Origin of the sequence: Legionella septentrionalis (genome assembly GCF_003989745.1) — a bacterium.
GTDB lineage: Bacteria > Pseudomonadota > Gammaproteobacteria > Legionellales > Legionellaceae > Legionella_A > Legionella_A septentrionalis.
Genome location: NZ_RZGS01000002.1, coordinates 162,484 through 178,248 on the forward strand (window position 1 = coordinate 162,484; position 15,765 = coordinate 178,248).

The following is a 15,765-nucleotide window of genomic DNA, read 5'->3' on the forward strand; positions in this document are numbered from 1 at the left end:
CAGGTATAATCTTTCGCTAAAAATCGATAAAATAAGCCACTTTTATATTTATTAGCAGTCAATATGCCTAAGCGAACTGATATTCACTCCATTCTTATTCTTGGCGCGGGTCCTATTGTCATTGGACAAGCATGCGAATTTGATTATTCAGGTACACAGGCAGTGCGTGCCCTAAAAAAAGAAGGGTACCGCGTTATTTTGGTGAATTCCAACCCGGCGACCATCATGACGGATCCGGAGCTGGCTGATGCCACCTATGTTGAACCGGTGTTATGGCCTGAAGTAGCGCGCATTATCGAAAAGGAAAGACCGGATGCCCTTTTGCCGACCATGGGAGGGCAAACCGCCTTAAACTGTGCGCTTGATTTAGTGCGTGAAGGCATCTTGGAAAAATTTAACATCGAATTGATTGGGGCTAGCCGGGAAGCCATCGACAAGGCAGAAGATCGTGAAAAATTCCGCTTGCTAATGAAAAAAATTGGGCTTGAGATGCCCCGCTCCGCAATTGCGCATAGTTTGGAAGAAGCCTTGTCCGTGCAGGCGCAATTAGGATTTCCAACCATCATCCGCCCATCATTTACCATGGGGGGCAGCGGCGGCGGTATTGCTTATAACCGTGAAGAATTTGAAGAAATTTGTGCGCGCGGCCTCGAATTATCACCCACTCACGAATTATTACTGGATGAATCAGTTCTTGGCTGGAAAGAGTTTGAGATGGAAGTCGTCCGCGATAAAAACGACAATTGCATCATCGTATGCACCATTGAGAACTTGGATCCCATGGGGGTACACACGGGTGATTCAATTACGGTTGCGCCCGCGCAAACGTTAACGGATAAAGAATTTCAACGCATGCGCGATGCCGCCATTCGCGTTTTGCGTGCCGTAGGCGTGGATACAGGCGGTTCTAATGTGCAATTTGCTGTAAACCCTGAAAATGGGCGCATGCTGGTTGTGGAAATGAACCCGCGCGTGTCGCGCAGCTCAGCCCTGGCATCCAAGGCTACCGGATTCCCCATTGCCAAAGTAGCAGCATTATTGGCAGTGGGTTATACTCTGGATGAATTGGCAAATGAAATTACAGGCGGGAAAACCCCTGCTTCATTTGAGCCTGCTATCGATTATGTGGTTACCAAAATACCGCGTTTTAATTTTGATAAATTCCCGCAAACCCCAAAAACATTGACCACACAAATGAAGTCGGTTGGGGAAGTGATGGCTATCGGCAGCACGTTCCAAGAGTCATTACAAAAAGCCATCCGTGGCTTGGAAATAGGTCGCAGTGGCTTGCAGCCGTTATTCAAGCATGGTGATTTGTCCTTGTTGCGCGGGTATTTACGCGAGCCTACCCCTGATCGCTTATGGTACATAGCCGATGCGTTTCGTCATGGCTTGACGCTTGAGGAAATTCAGCAGGAATCGCGAATTGATCCGTGGTTTTTGCAGCAGATCCAAGAATTGGTTTTCTTGGAAAATAGCATCAAAGGAAATTCCATTCACGAATTGAATGCGCAAAACTTACGGATACTTAAGCAAAAAGGTTTTTCCGATGCCTGTCTGGCTATTCTTCTTAATTGCAAAGAAGAAGAAGTGCGGGTAAAACGTTTGGCAGTCAATGTTTCTCCAGTTTACAAACGTATTGATTCCTGTGCAGGCGAGTTTCCCAGTGCAACGGCGTACCTGTATTCCACGTATGAAGCTTCTTGTGAAGCCGCCCCGCAATTCAATAAACAAAAAATCATGATCTTAGGCGGGGGGCCAAACCGCATCGGCCAGGGCATTGAATTTGATTACTGTTGCGTGCATGCTGCTATGGCACTGCGTGAAGCGGGTTATCAAACGATCATGGTGAATTGCAATCCGGAAACAGTTTCCACGGATTTTGATACATCCGACCGCTTGTATTTTGAGCCGGTTACTTTGGAAGATGTTTTGTCTATTGTGGCGGTGGAGAAACCGGATGGTGTGATTGTGCATTATGGTGGACAAACACCACTTAAGCTTGCACGCGCTTTGGAGGCAAATGGCGTAAAAATCATTGGTACCTCGCCAGATGCAATTGATAAAGCCGAAGACAGAAAGCGCTTCCAGCAATTGGTGACGCGACTGCAATTGCACCAGCCTGCAAATGGCACGGTGCGCAGCGAAGAAGAAGCCATTTCCCTGGCAAATAAAATTGGCTATCCTCTGGTGGTTCGCCCTTCCTATGTCTTGGGCGGCCGGGCAATGGAGATAGTGCATCACGAAGAAGATTTACGGCATTATCTTTCTCATGCAGTGGATGTGTCCGAAGATTCGCCTGTTTTATTGGATCGATTCTTAAATGATGCGATTGAAGTTGATATTGATGCCGTGTGTGATGGTAAAGAAGTCTTAATCGGCGCTATCATGGAACACATCGAGCAAGCAGGGGTACATTCAGGAGACTCAGCCTGCACTTTGCCGCCATTTAGCTTAAGCGTGGTAGTGCAGCAGGATTTAATTGAGCAAATACGCACCATGGCATTGGAGCTGGGCGTCGTAGGGTTAATCAATGCACAATTTGCAATTCAGGCGGATGACATTTATATATTGGAAGTTAACCCGCGCGCTTCACGCACCGTGCCCTTCGTGTCCAAAGCGACGGGGTTACCATTGGCTAAAATTGCTGCCCGCTGCAAGGTTGGGCAAAGTTTAAAGGAACAAGGCTTAAGCCAGCATTATCCAATGCCGGCTTTTTATTCCATTAAACTGCCTGTATTTCCATTTATAAAGTTTTCGGGCGTTGATTCCATTTTAGGGCCTGAAATGAAATCTACAGGCGAAGTCATGGGGATTGCCCGGCGTTTTGGTCAGGCTTACGCAAAAGCGCAACTGGGGGCTGGTGTTAATATTTTGAAACGACGGAAAGCTTTCCTTTCCGTGCGCGATGCAGATAAAGCCAAGGTAGGTGAGATTGCCAAACGCTTGATTGATTTGGGTTTTGAAATTGTGGCAACCAAGGGCACAGCCATAGTTTTGGCAGCTGCAGGCATTGAATGCAAGCGCGTGTTCAAAGTGGCTGAAGGCAGGCCACATATTGTTGATTACATAAAAAACAATGATATTGACTTCATTGTCAATACAACAGAAGGCAAGCAAGCTATTGCCGATTCATTTGCCATACGCCGCAATGCCTTGCAGCATAAGGTTAGCTATACCACGACCTTGTCTGGAGCGGAAGCAGCTTGTTTGGCAATGAAATACGAAGACAGGCAAACGGTGACCCGTTTGCAGGATTTACATAAATAACATGGGAATCATGGCCTAACATGGAAGGTTATGTACTCCTAATTAAGATTTCGAGGATAGAGACATGTCAAAACATCCTATGACGGTGAAAGGCGCACAGGCGCTTAAAGAAGAATTGCATCGCTTGAAAACAATCGAGCGACCAAGAATTATCGAAGCCATTGCTACGGCACGTGCTCATGGTGATCTGAAGGAAAATGCGGAATATCATGCAGCTCGTGAACAACAGAGTTTTATTGAAGGGCGCATTCAGGAACTTGAAGCCAAACTATCCAATGCTCAAATTGTAGACATCAGCAAGATGGAGAATCAAGGACGGGTTGTTTTTGGCACGACTGTACGTTTATGCCATGTGCAAACTGAAGCGGAAATTACCTATCAAATTGTCGGGGAAGACGAAGCGGATTTAAAATTGAATAAAATTTCTTACAGTTCGCCCATAGGACGGGCATTAATTGGCAAAAATTTGGATGACACCGTAGTTGTAAATACGCCGGGTGGCATGGTTGAATACGAAATTATAGCCGTAGACTATACAACGGCCGATGCCTAAATTTTCTGCGCAAGGAAGGAACCCAAGATGTTTCTTCCTTGATTTGGCAATTAAGAGATTTAAAACCGTCATTCCTGAATAATCGCTTGCAGGTGTTTTTCTTCACATGCTGCTAATAATGAATCAATCGCATCCATCATTCCTAAATCACGCAGGACGCGAAATCCCAGATTAGCCGTTGCAGCCGTTCCTTCTGCTTTGATTCCTCGCGTGCGCCATGCCACAAGCTCTTGTTGTAAGTCACTGAAAAGAATGCAATTAAAATGATTGGGATTTTTGGCATAAGCTTGCTGTAATTGCCGCAAGCGGTTTTGATATTTTTCAACAACAATCTTTATTTCTTGTTGAGTGTGAGTGCTTGTTTTACGGAGTGGCTTTTGCAACCATTTATTTTGCAAAAGGGAGTAAACGCCGCCGCTTTCCGCCATAAATGGGAGTACGGTAACTTCAACAATACGATTTTTATAAGTAATCTTTCGTTTGTGCCAAGTCGATTCGCTTAAAAAAATTAAATAATCTTTTAACAGTTTCTGATCGCATGCCGGCAAGTTTATTACCAGGTGAACATCGATATCTGAATTTTTCGTATAATTGTAACCGGCATTACTGCCTGTTAACAGGATGTCAACCAATTTGGCATCGGGAAATTGGTTTTTCAATTTATTAAAATAATAATTGCCAATTTGTATCAGTTTTTTGCGCAAATCAGGTTTTAATGTCCCGTCATTAAAAATATCAGGGTTTAACTGGGCATTTCCCTGCCAAATTTCCCTGATTTTTTCATTCAACACCACAGGCGCTTGCTTTGTTTCTGCCGCGGCAAACGTGGCGGGCAGGAACAATTGCCAGGCTGCTAATAACAACAAAAAGTGTTTCATTTTATTCCTTTAACAAAAATACAATGAAAAAGCACTCTTTGATTATAAACTATGCAACGCAAGTTGGTTAAGGGCACCAGGTTTTGTTGTTACAAGCAGTCCCCTGTATTTGGCATCTATGCTCGGTAAATTCCTGACCAATAACGATCTGCACCTAGGCATTTACCCAAATCACATCGTCTTTAATTTGCGTCGAATAAATTTTCAATGGTTTTTCTTTTGAAACTTTGCCCAGTAATTTCCCAACCACCGGTGGCCATGGTGACCAACATGCACTTTCACCAGTTTTTAAATGAAAAGCACTCTTGTGGAAAGGACAAACAATAGCACAATCGTCTGTCAGCTCGCCTTTCAACAGAGGAAGTTTAAGATGCGGGCATTGAGATTGAATGGCATGCACTTCTTCCTGGTGCCAGAGCAGTAGGATCCCTTGATTGTTCAAGGTGAGTTTTTGACGTTTTTTTTGTTGTAATTCGATTAAAGGTAAGGCAGGCAGCCAAGCCATATTGCTCTCCGCATAAGTGGACAGGCTGCATCATACCATAAATTACCAGGGAATCATGGAGTCGTCATAACCACGCAATACTTCAGCATGACTGTTATGTTTATATTTATCGATGACGGTTAGCATATGGTTAACACTGGCATGCGGTGTCAGCGGTGCATTAGGACCTCCTAAGTCTGTTTTTACCCAGCCAGGATGCAACAACATGACGTTTATATTGTCTTGCGCCACATCCAATGCAAAAGAGCGCATGGCACAATTTAAGGCGGCTTTACTCGTGCGATACGCATAGCTTCGCCCTTGTTCATTGCTGCTGATGCTGCCCATCTTTGAACTGATGCAGACAATTAATTTACCTTGGCCGAGCTTTAATGATGGCAGCAAGGCTTCACTCAATTTTAACGGTCCAAAGCAATTGACTTCCACAAGGTGCAGGAAGTTTTCACGCGCAATATTACCTATTGTTACGCCTGATTCTCCGCTTATCCCGGCATTATTTATCAACCAGTCAATGGGTGTCTTGCCGAATTCTTGTGCCAGGGCAACAATGTCATTGGTTTTACTGATATCCAATGTCTTAATGGTCAAATTTTTGTATTGTTTTTGTAGCGTTTTTAAAGCGTGGGCGTCTTTTGGTTTGCGGCAAGTTGCGATGACTTGCATGCCTTGCGCGCAAAGTTGTTTGGCAAATTCAAACCCTATGCCTCGATTTGCACCAGTAATAAATACCGTGTTCATGGGGATCTCCGATTGCTCATGTAAGTTGTCATGAATTACATAGTATAGAAATTTTTAAAAATAACATGCTGCATGGCTTTCTTTCTTATGGCAATTGGCGATGCAAGGATTGCTTGTGTCAGAAAGATTGCAAAAAATAAGCAGGCAAAAATAAATAAATAATTCTATAGTCTTAGCCCCGCGTCGCAAATCATAATGAACTATAATTATACAGTAAGACAACCGCGGGGGGACGAGATGGCTCGGCAAATAACAACGGAAAATTACGTGGATTCCTTCTCAATACATCAATTTTATATGGAAATTCTAAATTGTATGCCCGATATAGTGTACTGGGTTGACAGCGATTGCAATTTAAAAGGGTGTAACATCAGTTTCGTGAAATTGCTTAATTTAAAGCAGGTACGTGATTTTAACGGCACACCTTATGAGCAAATGGCCAAATTTACCAAATGGTCTAAAGAGAGAATCGAAGCATTTCGCTTGGATGACATGAAAGTTATTTTTTCCGGGCAGCAGCAATGGGATATTGAAGAAGCGCCAGTTTATGATGAAAAAGGCGAGGCAACTTATTTTTTAGCCAGGCGCGTGCCCCTGTTTGATGAGCATCGTCATGTAACCGAGCTGGTTGTGGTGTTAACTGATATAACCGAGCGAAAAAAACTGGAAACCCAGGTTGCCAAGCCGGAAGAAGAAGTTCCCCAGGAAGTAAAACATGTTGCCGAGCCTCATATATTGATGGTGGAAGATAATTTTATAGCTCAGAAGGTTGAAGAAGCATTGCTTACCGCATTGAATTGCCAGGTTGATATTGCTGAGTCCGGTGATAAAGCTTTGCAGCTTTTCAGTCCGGGCAAATATGACATGGTGTTAATGGATATAGGGCTTGAGGATACATCAGGTTATATGGTGGCGAAAAAATTCCGGCAAATGGAAGAAAATACTGATTTTCATGTACCCATTATTGCCCTTACCTCTTACCAGGCGGATGTAGTGAAGGAAGATTGTAAAGAATATTTTATGGATGGGGTTTTGACCAAGCCTTTAACCAGTGAACAAGCCAAACAGATTATTCAACATTTTGTTAACCACGAAAAAATTGCGGTCAAGGGTTTAAAGGGTGAAAATTAATCGTTGATTGCAAGGAAATGGCCCGCATCGCGGGCCATAGAATTTTTAGGGTAAGAAATAATAGGGGTTAGGCAATTTAAACGTTTTTTCGGCTGAACCGCCTGTCAAATCGCTGTGCTGATCCCCAATTGAGGCGATGATGGTATAGCCTGACTTGGCAATGGAAGCTCTGGTGCCTGCTTTAAAAGGGATGATCGATGCTTTGTCATAATTATCCGGTTTTAAATATAAGCCGCTCCAGCCTTTATAGCCGGCTTTTTCCAAATTTTTAATGGTAGGCGCACGCTCAGCTTCTCTTCGTCCTGTAACAAAAAATACAGCGATGCCGTGTTTTAAGGCTTGCTGATATAAAGCCAACATGGGTTGAATGGCGGGGGAATCTGCCGCCATAATTTCGCGATGCCATATTTTTTTATTGCCACCGAAATTATGGGAAGCCATTTTGTTATAATTCGATAAGCTGGTTTCATCAATATCCAACACAATGGCCAGTTTTTTCGGCTGCGGACTTTTCTGGTTGGCTTTGGCTTTCTCAAGAATAAATTGTTGAGCGAGCACAATGGTTTGGGTTAATTCCTTTTCATAAGTCCCTGAGTCATGATAAGCCTTAACTTCTTGCGTCAAAAGCCCAAGGTTTGCCGGTTCGGCAAAAGCAAATTGTGCGCAAATGAGAGCGCATGCCAGGCTTAGGGTTTTTAAAAAAGAATAATGCTTCATGGTTACGTCCTTCCTTTGCAGTTTTCTGCATTTTATCGTGAATAAAATGTTTGTCAATCAGGCAGATTGTTTATAATTTTTATAATCGATGCCTAAGCGGCGTAGGGTGCCATACCCCGCTTAGGTAGGAGTGGCTGCTTCATCATCATGAGTTGGCCAACTTGCCCGCTTTATACAGAATGAGATATCATTAGCCTTTTTCTTTAAAGAGAACTAATTTAGTACTATATATATTAAATAAGACTTAATTAGTACTAGATTATTGAAAGTAGGAATGGTATGCTGCGCATCAGCAAATTGGCCGATTATGGAACAGTAGTGATGGTGTATCTTGCGAAGCGCCCGCAGCAAGTTTGCAACGCGCGGGATATTGCTTTGCATACCCATTTGACTGTCCCCACAGTCAGCAAATTATTAAAGCGCTTAACCGCTGCAGGTTTGTTATCCTCAGTGCGTGGCGTTGCGGGTGGATACCGATTACAACGGCCCGCATCCGCCATTTCAGTCACTGAAATTATTTATGCACTGGAAGAATCCCGCGGTTTAACCGAGTGCAGCCTGGAACCAAATGAATGTTCTTTACAAGGTGTCTGCCATGTGCAGGGGAATTGGCGCTTGATTAGCCAAGCAATTGAATCCGCCTTGAGCAGCGTCAGTCTGGAGGCATTGGCTAAACCAGCCTTGCAAATGATTAACCTTGATCGCATCAAGCAGTTAGGGAGCCTATAATGGCTAAAGAAAACACACAGATTAATTCTCTTCTTGAGCGGGAATACCAGCATGGATTTGTGACCGACATTGAAGTTGAAACGTTTCCACCGGGTTTGGATGAGGAGACGATTCGCCGCTTGTCGGCTATAAAAAATGAGCCTGAGTTTTTGTTGGAATGGCGTTTGCAAGCGTTTGAATATTGGCGCACCATGCTGCATCCTGAGTGGTCCAGTGTCCGTTATCCCCCGATTGACTATCAGGCAATTTCTTATTATTCCGCGCCTAAAAATTTAAAAGACAGGCCGAAAAGTCTGGATGAAGTGGATCCTGAATTATTACGAACTTATGAAAAATTAGGCATTCCCCTGCGCGAGCAAGAAATGCTGGCAGGAGTGGCAGTGGATGCGGTTTTTGACAGTGTATCGGTTGCGACTACGTTTAAAGCAAAACTGGCAGAAAAAGGTGTAATTTTTTGTCCTCTTTCCGAAGCAGTGCATGAATACCCTGATTTGGTGCGCAGATATCTGGGCTCTGTTGTTTCTTATCGCGATAATTTCTATGCAGCCCTTAATTCTGCAGTATTTAGCGACGGTTCATTTGTCTATGTGCCGAAAGGGGTGCGCTGCCCGATGGAATTATCCACTTATTTTCGCATCAATGCAGCATCTACGGGTCAATTTGAACGCACGTTGATCGTTGCGGACGATAATAGTTACGTTTCCTACCTTGAAGGGTGTACCGCCCCCATGCGCGATGAAAATCAATTGCATGCGGCAGTCGTAGAGTTGGTGGCTATGGATGGCGCACAAATTAAATATTCCACCGTGCAAAATTGGTACCCTGGCGATAAAGAGGGCAAGGGTGGTATTTATAATTTCGTAACCAAGCGTGGTGCTTGCCGTGGGAAACGTTCCAAAATTTCCTGGACGCAAATTGAGACGGGTTCTGCGATTACCTGGAAATACCCGAGCGTGATTTTGCAGGGCGACGATTCGGTAGGTGAATTTTATTCCGTTGCGGTAACAAATAATCATCAACAAGCGGATACAGGTACTAAGATGATTCATTTGGGCAAAAATACCCGCTCAACGATCATTGCCAAAGGGATAAGTGCGGGACAGTCGCATAATGCTTATCGGGGTTTGGTGCGCATTGCGCCCACTGCACTCAATGCACGGAATTTTACCCAATGTGATTCCATGTTGATGGGTAGCCAATCTGCCGCCCATACATTTCCCTACATTGAAGTGAAAAACCCGACGGCACAAGTAGAACACGAAGCCACAACGTCAAAAATCAGCGAAGAGCAATTGTTTTATTGCCAACAACGGGGCATCGATACAGAAGATGCTGTTTCCATGATTGTGAATGGTTTTTGCAAGCAAGTTCTTAAAGAATTACCAATGGAATTTGCAGTGGAAGCGACCAAGTTGTTAGGCATCAGTTTGGAAGGGGCAGTAGGTTAAGATGTTATCAATCAATCAATTAAATGTAGCCATTAATGCACAACCCATTTTAAAAGGCATCGACTTGACTGTGGGTGCAGGAGAAGTTCATGCCATTATGGGCCCAAATGGTTCTGGAAAAAGTACTTTATCCAAGGTCTTGGCAGGACACCCGGCGTATGAAGTAACGGGTGGAGATATTCATTTCCTGGGGCAAGATTTGCTGCCTTTATCCCCCGCGGAACGGGCACAAGCTGGAATTTTCATGTCTTTTCAATATCCAGTCGAAATTCCTGGCGTTACGAATATTAATTTTTTAAAGGCAGCGGTGAACGCCGTACGCAAAGGGCAAGGCAAGAATACGCTGGATGCCATCGAATTTTTAAGTTTTATACGGGAAAAATGCAAGTTATTGGATATGGATGAAAGCTTTTTATATCGCAGCATCAATGAAGGATTTTCAGGCGGTGAGAAAAAGCGCAACGAAATTCTGCAAATGGCTGCTCTGGAACCTAAATTGGCTGTTTTAGATGAAACGGATTCTGGCCTTGATATCGATGCCTTGCGCATCATTGCCGAAGGGGTAAATGCCATGCGCAGCCCCGAGCGTTCCATCATTATGGTCACCCATTATCAACGCCTGTTAAATTACATTCAGCCTGATTTCATTCATGTACTGGCAAATGGCCGCATTATTAAATCCGGTGATAAATCCCTCGCGTTGGAATTGGAAGAAAAAGGATACAGTTGGTTGGAGGAGTCAGAGCAGTCATGAGTGATGTCCTTGATTTTTATCGACAACAAGCCCAACTAAAAATTTCACCAATTTCCTGGTTGGCGCGCTTACAGCAGCAAGGGCTTAATGAACTGGCTCGCTTAGGCTTCCCAACGCGACATCATGAAGAATGGAAATACACCTTAATTGATTCTTTTTTACAACACCGCTTTACACAAAATGAAAGCTCGCCATTGGCCCAGGAAAGTTATGCAGCTGATTTGCCTGTAGAAGGTTATATTGTCTCGTGGGTTAACGGTTGCTGGGTTCAATCTGGGCAATATACTTTGCCGGCTGGGGTTATTATATTGCCTTTGGCGCAAGCGATTGAGGAGCACCCTGAAAAAATTCAGCCTTATTTAGGGCAAATTCTGCAGCATGAGCATGGTTTTCAGGCTTTGAACACGGCTATGCTGCATGCTGGCATATTTATTTATTTACCGGCAGGAGTTTCCCTGCTGCAACCTGTTATCTTGTCACACGTGCAAGATAAGGATAATCAAGCCGTTTTCATGCGCCACCTGCTGGTGGCCGAGGCAGGCAGTTCTGCTGTGGTGATCGAGGATTTTCAGGGCAAGCCCGAAAGGACTTATTTTACCAATACGATTACCGAATTACATGCAGCAGCCAATGCCAAATTGAGCCATTATAAGCTGCAACGTGAAAGCCGCAGCGCATACCATATGGGGCATTTGGCGGTTAAACAGGCACAAGGGAGTGAAGTCGACACGCATGTCTTAAGCCTGGGCGGGAAGCTGATGCGCAGTGACATCAGCATTGATTTGCATGAACCGCACGCACGCTGTTTGCTAAATGGTATTTATGCCCCGGGTAAGGCCCAGCATATGGATCATCATACCGTGGTGAACCATAATGTTCCTGATTGCCGTAGTGAGCAGGATTATAAAGGTATTTTAAGTGGTGATTCGCGCGCGGTCTTTAACGGCAAGGTGATGGTGGCCAAGCATGCGCAACACACAGAAGCGAGGCAGCAAAATAAAAATTTATTACTGGCGGCCAATGCCGAAATTGATACCAAACCGCAATTGGAAATTTTTGCCGATGATGTAGTATGCAGCCATGGGGCAACGGTGGGGCAGCTTGATGAAGAAGCGTTGTTTTATTTTGCTGCCCGCGGCATCGAACAGGATGAGGCTCGCCGTTTTTTAGTTAAAGCTTTTGCCGCAGATAATTTGCGGATGATGGGGACGCCTAAATTGGCAAACTGGCTAAATCAATTATTGTGTCAGCAACTGGGATAACCGTATGAATCGTGCCAATGAGTTAATTAATGCATTCGATGTACAAGCTATCCGTCAGGATTTCCCTATTTTGCAGCAAAGCGTAAACGATTGTCCGCTGATTTACCTGGACAATGCAGCGACCACGCAAAAACCGAAAGCAGTTATTGATGCCATTGCCAATTATTATTTGCATGATAATGCGAATGTGCACCGCAGTGTACATGCACTGAGTGCACGTGCCACGCAGCAGTTTGAAGCAGTACGTGAAAAAGTCCAACGCTTTATCAATGCGAAATACCCGCATGAGTGCATTTTTGTGCGCGGCACCACCGAAGCCATTAATTTAGTCGCGCAAAGCTTCGTTGCCCCGCGTATTTTGCCGGGTGAGGAAATTTTAATTACCCACATGGAGCATCATTCCAATATTGTCCCCTGGCAGATGGTATGCAAAAAAACAGGTGCCGTGTTAAAAGTTGCACCCATCAACTTGGATGGTGAAATTTTGCTGGATGAGTTTGCCAGGCAATTGTCCAGTAATACAAAATTTGTTGCCATTAATTATGTTTCCAATGCTCTGGGTACCATTAACCCGGTTAAAAAAATGATAGAAATGGCGCATGCGTATGGCGCATTGGTTTTATTAGACGGTGCGCAGGCAACCGCGCATTTGCCTGTTGATGTGCAATCCCTTGGTTGTGATTTCTACGCATTTTCCGGGCACAAAATGTATGGGCCTACAGGCATTGGCGTACTTTGGGGGCGCGAGCATTTGCTGGATGATATGGGGCCGTATCAGGGTGGTGGTGAAATGATAAGTTATGTCACCATGGAAGCCACTGCCTATGCGCCGCTTCCTTATAAATTTGAAGCAGGTACTCCTAATATTGCAGGAGCAATTGGCTTAGGGGCGGCCATGGATTATTTATGGTCTTTAGATCTTGAAGCTGTGGTCGCTTACGAAGCGCATTTGTTGGCTTATGCAACGGATGCGGTTCATTCTGTGAAAGGCTTTAATTTGATCGGCACCGCGCGAGATAAAGTTCCAATCGTCTCTTTTGTGCATGGAAAAATCCATTCACATGATATTGGTACCATATTGGATAGCGAGGGAATTGCCATCCGCAGCGGCCATCATTGCGCCATGCCATTAATGGATTTTTTTGACGTGCCTGCCACTACACGAATTTCCTTGTCTTTTTACAATACCGAGCAAGAAATCGATGAATGTGTGAAAGCGTTATATAAAGTAAAAGAGGTATTTGCTTGATGGATTTGCGAGACTTGTATCAAGAGATCATCATCGATCATAACCGTAATCCCAGAAATCATCGCAGTATGGAACATCCCACCTGCGAAGCCAAAGGGTTTAACCCCTTGTGCGGCGATAAACTTACGGTTTATTTGAAACTCCGTAACAATAAGATAGACGATATCAGTTTTTTGGGATGCGGCTGTGCTATCTCGCAAGCTTCTGCTTCATTAATGACCGAAGTATTGCGCCATAAAACCATAGAGGAAGCCCATGATTTGTTTCGGCGGTTTCATCATATGGTTACCGTGGATGAAGAGCAACCCCAGACCTTGGATAAGCTTGCGGTATTGGCTGGCGTGCGGACTTTCCCGGCACGTGTTAAATGCGCCACTTTGGCATGGCATACCCTGGAGTCGGCATTGAACCAGGAAAAAGCTATGGTAACAACGGAATAAGTAAGTATGTTTGGTTTTAAGAAAAAACAAGATTCTAAGGAAGCGTTGCAGGAAGCTGTGATTGCCGCGCTTAAAACGGTATTTGATCCCGAAATCCCGGTTAATATTTATGATTTAGGCTTGATTTATGCAATCCAAGTCGATGATCAACAGCATGTTCATATTCAAATGACGCTTACTTCTCCAGGCTGTCCTGTAGCCCAAACTTTTCCGGGAACCGTAGAACAAACCGTTAATAAGGTGGAGGGAGTAGGTGATTGCACTGTTGAACTGGTTTGGGAGCCGCCATGGACGCAAGAGCGCATGACTGAGGCGGCACGTTTGGAATTGGGAATTTTTTACTAAGAAGGTGCGCCAGCACCCCTGCCATAGGATGCAGATGAGTTATCCTTCGTTATCCAGTAGCCACAATTCTCCTCTCCTGAAAAAATTTTTGCACGTCGGCAGCAAAGTTTTTTTTGCCAGCTTTTTAATACACTCCTCACAGAGTTATTCATAATTGTATAAGACTCAAATTCCAATCAACAGCAATGACAATGTACGTACATCATACTATAATATCTTTAAATAGGAGATAAATATGGCTACGTTAGATAATGATGCAAAACAAGAAAAACTAAATATGCGAATTAATAGTGAAGCACGAATGCTTATTGATCGTGCGGCAAAAATTAGAGGTAAAAACAGATCTGATTTTATTTTAAGTGCAGCTCGTCGAGAAGCTGAAGAAACGATTTTGGAACAAACGCTAATAAAAGCTAGTCCTGAAGCATATGCTGCGTTTTTACAACAACTGGACAAGGCTCCAATGCCGAATGAGCAATTAATTAAAACTATGCAGACAAAGGCACCTTGGGATAAAGAATGATTTTACAACCAGAGCCCATAAGTGAACAACATAATATACAGGGATTTAATTCAGGTGAAGAAACCCTTGATGTCTGGTTAAAAACAAAAGCAATCAGAAATCAAAAAGCAAATGCTTCCCGCACCTATGTAGCAGTGAGTAATGAACGTGTCATAGCCTATTATGTCTTGGCATCTAGCTCTGTAGATGGGAGTTTGGCTACAGGTCGTTTTAGAAGAAACATGCCCATTCCAGTTCCAGTAGTGATTCTTGGTAGGCTTGCTATTGATTTAGCATATCAACATAAAGGCCTAGGGAGAGCATTAGTTCGTGATGCAGGACTAAGAGTTATTCAAGCAGCCGAAACTATAGGTATTAGAGGATTACTAGTTCATGCAATCTCTACCAATGCAAAAGACTTCTATACCAAACTAGGTTTTGAGCCTTCTTTAATTGATCCCATGACGCTAATGGTAACATTAGATGATTTAAAAGCAGCAATACAAGTCTGATCGATATCAAAATATAATATTTCTCTGTATTTTAGAATATTATGGGCATAGTAAAAATATCAGATGAGCTGCATGATTCAACAAAACTCATAGCACGAGCAATGAGCCGACCTATTAATTCTCAAGAGAATACTGGCTTAGAGCTGGAAACTGGCCGAAGAAAATCCCTCCATGACCTACCCTGAAATCCTCAAAATTTTAGTAACTCAAACATCAAAGGTGAGATAAACGATGTTAGTGAAAAACTCTGATGCAATAGAAAAGATGCGCGTTGCCTCGGACGTCTAGCAGCGTCCGTACTTGAAATGATTGAACCTTACGTGCGTGCAGGCCTAAGTACCAAGGAGCTTGAGCAAATTTGCCGTCAATACATTTCGTCAAAATTTAAATGAGAGCGGGATAAACCCCCGGTTATCCAAGCAAAAGTAACCGATTGTATCCAACAACACCTGATAATCACATTTATAAAGAAAGAAATATCGTTGCACGTTGCTTTCAAAAAATTAAGCTTTAGAGGAATTGCAACACGATACGACAATGCAAATTCCTTGCGCGGGAGAGGGAAGCAGATCGAAGCAAAATAATAGGCAACGTCCCTAAAGTTTTTTAGACAAGATTTCATCTTAAATTGAGCACAAATTTTTCTATTTCACTTCGATCTACCCCCTCTCCCGCGATAGGAGCTTTGATAGTATGATGATGCCCTTCGCGGGAGAGGGTTGGGGAGAGGGA

17 protein-coding genes and 1 pseudogene are annotated in these 15,765 nt (G+C 43.8%); 14 read left to right on the forward strand and 4 right to left on the reverse strand.

Annotated features, from left to right (window positions below):
- The first annotated feature begins 63 nt into the window (after positions 1-63).
- Together carB and greA are read left to right on the forward strand one after the other, a co-directional pair.
- Entirely contained in the window at positions 64-3,270 is a 3,207-nt protein-coding gene (carB, locus tag ELY11_RS01785) for a carbamoyl-phosphate synthase large subunit (RefSeq protein WP_126953841.1), read from the forward strand.
- A 64-nt stretch (positions 3,271-3,334) separates the two neighbouring features.
- Positions 3,335-3,823: a transcription elongation factor GreA gene (greA, locus tag ELY11_RS01790; RefSeq protein WP_126953840.1), complete on the forward strand. Its 489-nt coding sequence runs from the start codon at positions 3,335-3,337 to the stop codon at positions 3,821-3,823.
- 68 nt (positions 3,824-3,891) lie between these two features.
- On the opposite strand, the gene ELY11_RS01795 is transcribed toward greA, so the two are convergent.
- The 3 genes from ELY11_RS01795 to ELY11_RS01805 all read right to left on the reverse strand — a co-directional run bounded on the left by ELY11_RS01795 (position 3,892) and on the right by ELY11_RS01805 (position 5,944).
- Positions 3,892-4,701 carry a hypothetical protein gene (locus ELY11_RS01795; protein WP_127032402.1) on the reverse strand — a complete coding sequence of 270 codons (810 nt, stop codon included), beginning with the start codon at positions 4,699-4,701 and terminating at the stop codon, positions 3,892-3,894.
- A 154-nt stretch (positions 4,702-4,855) separates the two neighbouring features.
- Entirely contained in the window at positions 4,856-5,206 is a 351-nt protein-coding gene (locus tag ELY11_RS01800; protein WP_126953838.1) for a Rieske (2Fe-2S) protein, read from the reverse strand.
- 42 nt (positions 5,207-5,248) lie between these two features.
- Complete coding sequence (locus ELY11_RS01805) at positions 5,249-5,944, reverse strand: SDR family oxidoreductase (RefSeq protein WP_126953837.1); 696 nt, start codon at positions 5,942-5,944, stop codon at positions 5,249-5,251.
- Positions 5,945-6,181: 237 nt separating this feature from the next.
- Between ELY11_RS01805 and ELY11_RS01810 the strand changes: the two genes are divergently transcribed.
- On the forward strand, positions 6,182-7,075 hold the full coding sequence (locus ELY11_RS01810) for a response regulator (protein WP_126953836.1): 894 nt from the start codon (positions 6,182-6,184) through the stop codon (positions 7,073-7,075).
- Positions 7,076-7,120: 45 nt separating this feature from the next.
- Here ELY11_RS01810 and ELY11_RS01815 read toward each other — a convergent pair whose 3' ends face one another.
- Entirely contained in the window at positions 7,121-7,792 is a 672-nt protein-coding gene (locus ELY11_RS01815) for an HAD family acid phosphatase (protein ID WP_126953835.1), read from the reverse strand.
- Between the two features lie 279 nt (positions 7,793-8,071).
- On the opposite strand from ELY11_RS01815, the gene ELY11_RS01820 reads away from it, so the two are divergent.
- The 11 genes and pseudogenes from ELY11_RS01820 to ELY11_RS12545 all read left to right on the forward strand — a co-directional run.
- Positions 8,072-8,521, forward strand: coding sequence for an SUF system Fe-S cluster assembly regulator (locus tag ELY11_RS01820; RefSeq protein ID WP_126953834.1), 450 nt, complete (start codon positions 8,072-8,074; stop codon positions 8,519-8,521).
- A complete protein-coding gene (gene sufB / locus ELY11_RS01825) occupies positions 8,521-9,969 on the forward strand; it encodes a Fe-S cluster assembly protein SufB (protein WP_127032403.1) in 1,449 nt (482 codons plus the stop codon). The genes ELY11_RS01820 and sufB overlap by 1 nt, the downstream gene beginning before the upstream one ends.
- A gap of 1 nt (position 9,970) precedes the next feature.
- Entirely contained in the window at positions 9,971-10,723 is a 753-nt protein-coding gene (gene sufC / locus ELY11_RS01830) for a Fe-S cluster assembly ATPase SufC (protein ID WP_126953832.1), read from the forward strand.
- A complete protein-coding gene (gene sufD, locus ELY11_RS01835; RefSeq protein ID WP_126953831.1) occupies positions 10,720-11,985 on the forward strand; it encodes a Fe-S cluster assembly protein SufD in 1,266 nt (421 codons plus the stop codon). The genes sufC and sufD overlap by 4 nt, the downstream gene beginning before the upstream one ends.
- A gap of 4 nt (positions 11,986-11,989) precedes the next feature.
- On the forward strand, positions 11,990-13,234 hold the full coding sequence (locus tag ELY11_RS01840) for a cysteine desulfurase (RefSeq protein WP_126953830.1): 1,245 nt from the start codon (positions 11,990-11,992) through the stop codon (positions 13,232-13,234).
- Positions 13,234-13,674, forward strand: coding sequence for a Fe-S cluster assembly sulfur transfer protein SufU (sufU, locus tag ELY11_RS01845; RefSeq protein WP_126953829.1), 441 nt, complete (start codon positions 13,234-13,236; stop codon positions 13,672-13,674). Before ELY11_RS01840 ends, sufU begins: the two co-directional genes overlap by 1 nt.
- 6 nt (positions 13,675-13,680) lie before the next feature.
- Positions 13,681-14,019 (forward strand): SUF system Fe-S cluster assembly protein, encoded by a 339-nt coding sequence (locus ELY11_RS01850; protein WP_126953828.1) that lies wholly within the window; start codon positions 13,681-13,683, stop codon positions 14,017-14,019.
- Between the two features lie 235 nt (positions 14,020-14,254).
- Entirely contained in the window at positions 14,255-14,542 is a 288-nt protein-coding gene (locus ELY11_RS01855; protein ID WP_126953827.1) for a type II toxin-antitoxin system TacA family antitoxin, read from the forward strand.
- Positions 14,539-15,033 (forward strand): GNAT family N-acetyltransferase, encoded by a 495-nt coding sequence (locus ELY11_RS01860; RefSeq protein ID WP_127032404.1) that lies wholly within the window; start codon positions 14,539-14,541, stop codon positions 15,031-15,033. Before ELY11_RS01855 ends, ELY11_RS01860 begins: the two co-directional genes overlap by 4 nt.
- A gap of 41 nt (positions 15,034-15,074) precedes the next feature.
- Positions 15,075-15,218 (forward strand): ParD-like family protein, encoded by a 144-nt coding sequence (locus ELY11_RS01865; RefSeq protein ID WP_233579567.1) that lies wholly within the window; start codon positions 15,075-15,077, stop codon positions 15,216-15,218.
- A 46-nt stretch (positions 15,219-15,264) separates the two neighbouring features.
- Positions 15,265-15,422, forward strand: a pseudogene (locus ELY11_RS12545) (type I methionyl aminopeptidase); the annotation flags it as partial.
- Positions 15,423-15,765 lie beyond the last annotated feature (343 nt).

Bases quoted from the DNA above. Each gene is read 5' to 3' on its own strand.
- carB (WP_126953841.1), top strand. From the start codon at position 64: ATGCCTAAGCGAACTGATATTCACTCCATTCTTATTCTTGGCGCGGGT.
- greA (WP_126953840.1), top strand. From the start codon at position 3,335: ATGTCAAAACATCCTATGACGGTGAAAGGCGCACAGGCGCTTAAAGAA.
- ELY11_RS01795 (WP_127032402.1), bottom strand. From the start codon at position 4,701: ATGAAACACTTTTTGTTGTTATTAGCAGCCTGGCAATTGTTCCTGCCC.
- ELY11_RS01800 (WP_126953838.1), bottom strand. From the start codon at position 5,206: ATGGCTTGGCTGCCTGCCTTACCTTTAATCGAATTACAACAAAAAAAA.
- ELY11_RS01805 (WP_126953837.1), bottom strand. From the start codon at position 5,944: ATGAACACGGTATTTATTACTGGTGCAAATCGAGGCATAGGGTTTGAA.
- ELY11_RS01810 (WP_126953836.1), top strand. From the start codon at position 6,182: ATGGCTCGGCAAATAACAACGGAAAATTACGTGGATTCCTTCTCAATA.
- ELY11_RS01815 (WP_126953835.1), bottom strand. From the start codon at position 7,792: ATGAAGCATTATTCTTTTTTAAAAACCCTAAGCCTGGCATGCGCTCTC.
- ELY11_RS01820 (WP_126953834.1), top strand. From the start codon at position 8,072: ATGCTGCGCATCAGCAAATTGGCCGATTATGGAACAGTAGTGATGGTG.
- sufB (WP_127032403.1), top strand. From the start codon at position 8,521: ATGGCTAAAGAAAACACACAGATTAATTCTCTTCTTGAGCGGGAATAC.
- sufC (WP_126953832.1), top strand. From the start codon at position 9,971: ATGTTATCAATCAATCAATTAAATGTAGCCATTAATGCACAACCCATT.
- sufD (WP_126953831.1), top strand. From the start codon at position 10,720: ATGAGTGATGTCCTTGATTTTTATCGACAACAAGCCCAACTAAAAATT.
- ELY11_RS01840 (WP_126953830.1), top strand. From the start codon at position 11,990: ATGAATCGTGCCAATGAGTTAATTAATGCATTCGATGTACAAGCTATC.
- sufU (WP_126953829.1), top strand. From the start codon at position 13,234: ATGGATTTGCGAGACTTGTATCAAGAGATCATCATCGATCATAACCGT.
- ELY11_RS01850 (WP_126953828.1), top strand. From the start codon at position 13,681: ATGTTTGGTTTTAAGAAAAAACAAGATTCTAAGGAAGCGTTGCAGGAA.
- ELY11_RS01855 (WP_126953827.1), top strand. From the start codon at position 14,255: ATGGCTACGTTAGATAATGATGCAAAACAAGAAAAACTAAATATGCGA.
- ELY11_RS01860 (WP_127032404.1), top strand. From the start codon at position 14,539: ATGATTTTACAACCAGAGCCCATAAGTGAACAACATAATATACAGGGA.
- ELY11_RS01865 (WP_233579567.1), top strand. From the start codon at position 15,075: ATGGGCATAGTAAAAATATCAGATGAGCTGCATGATTCAACAAAACTC.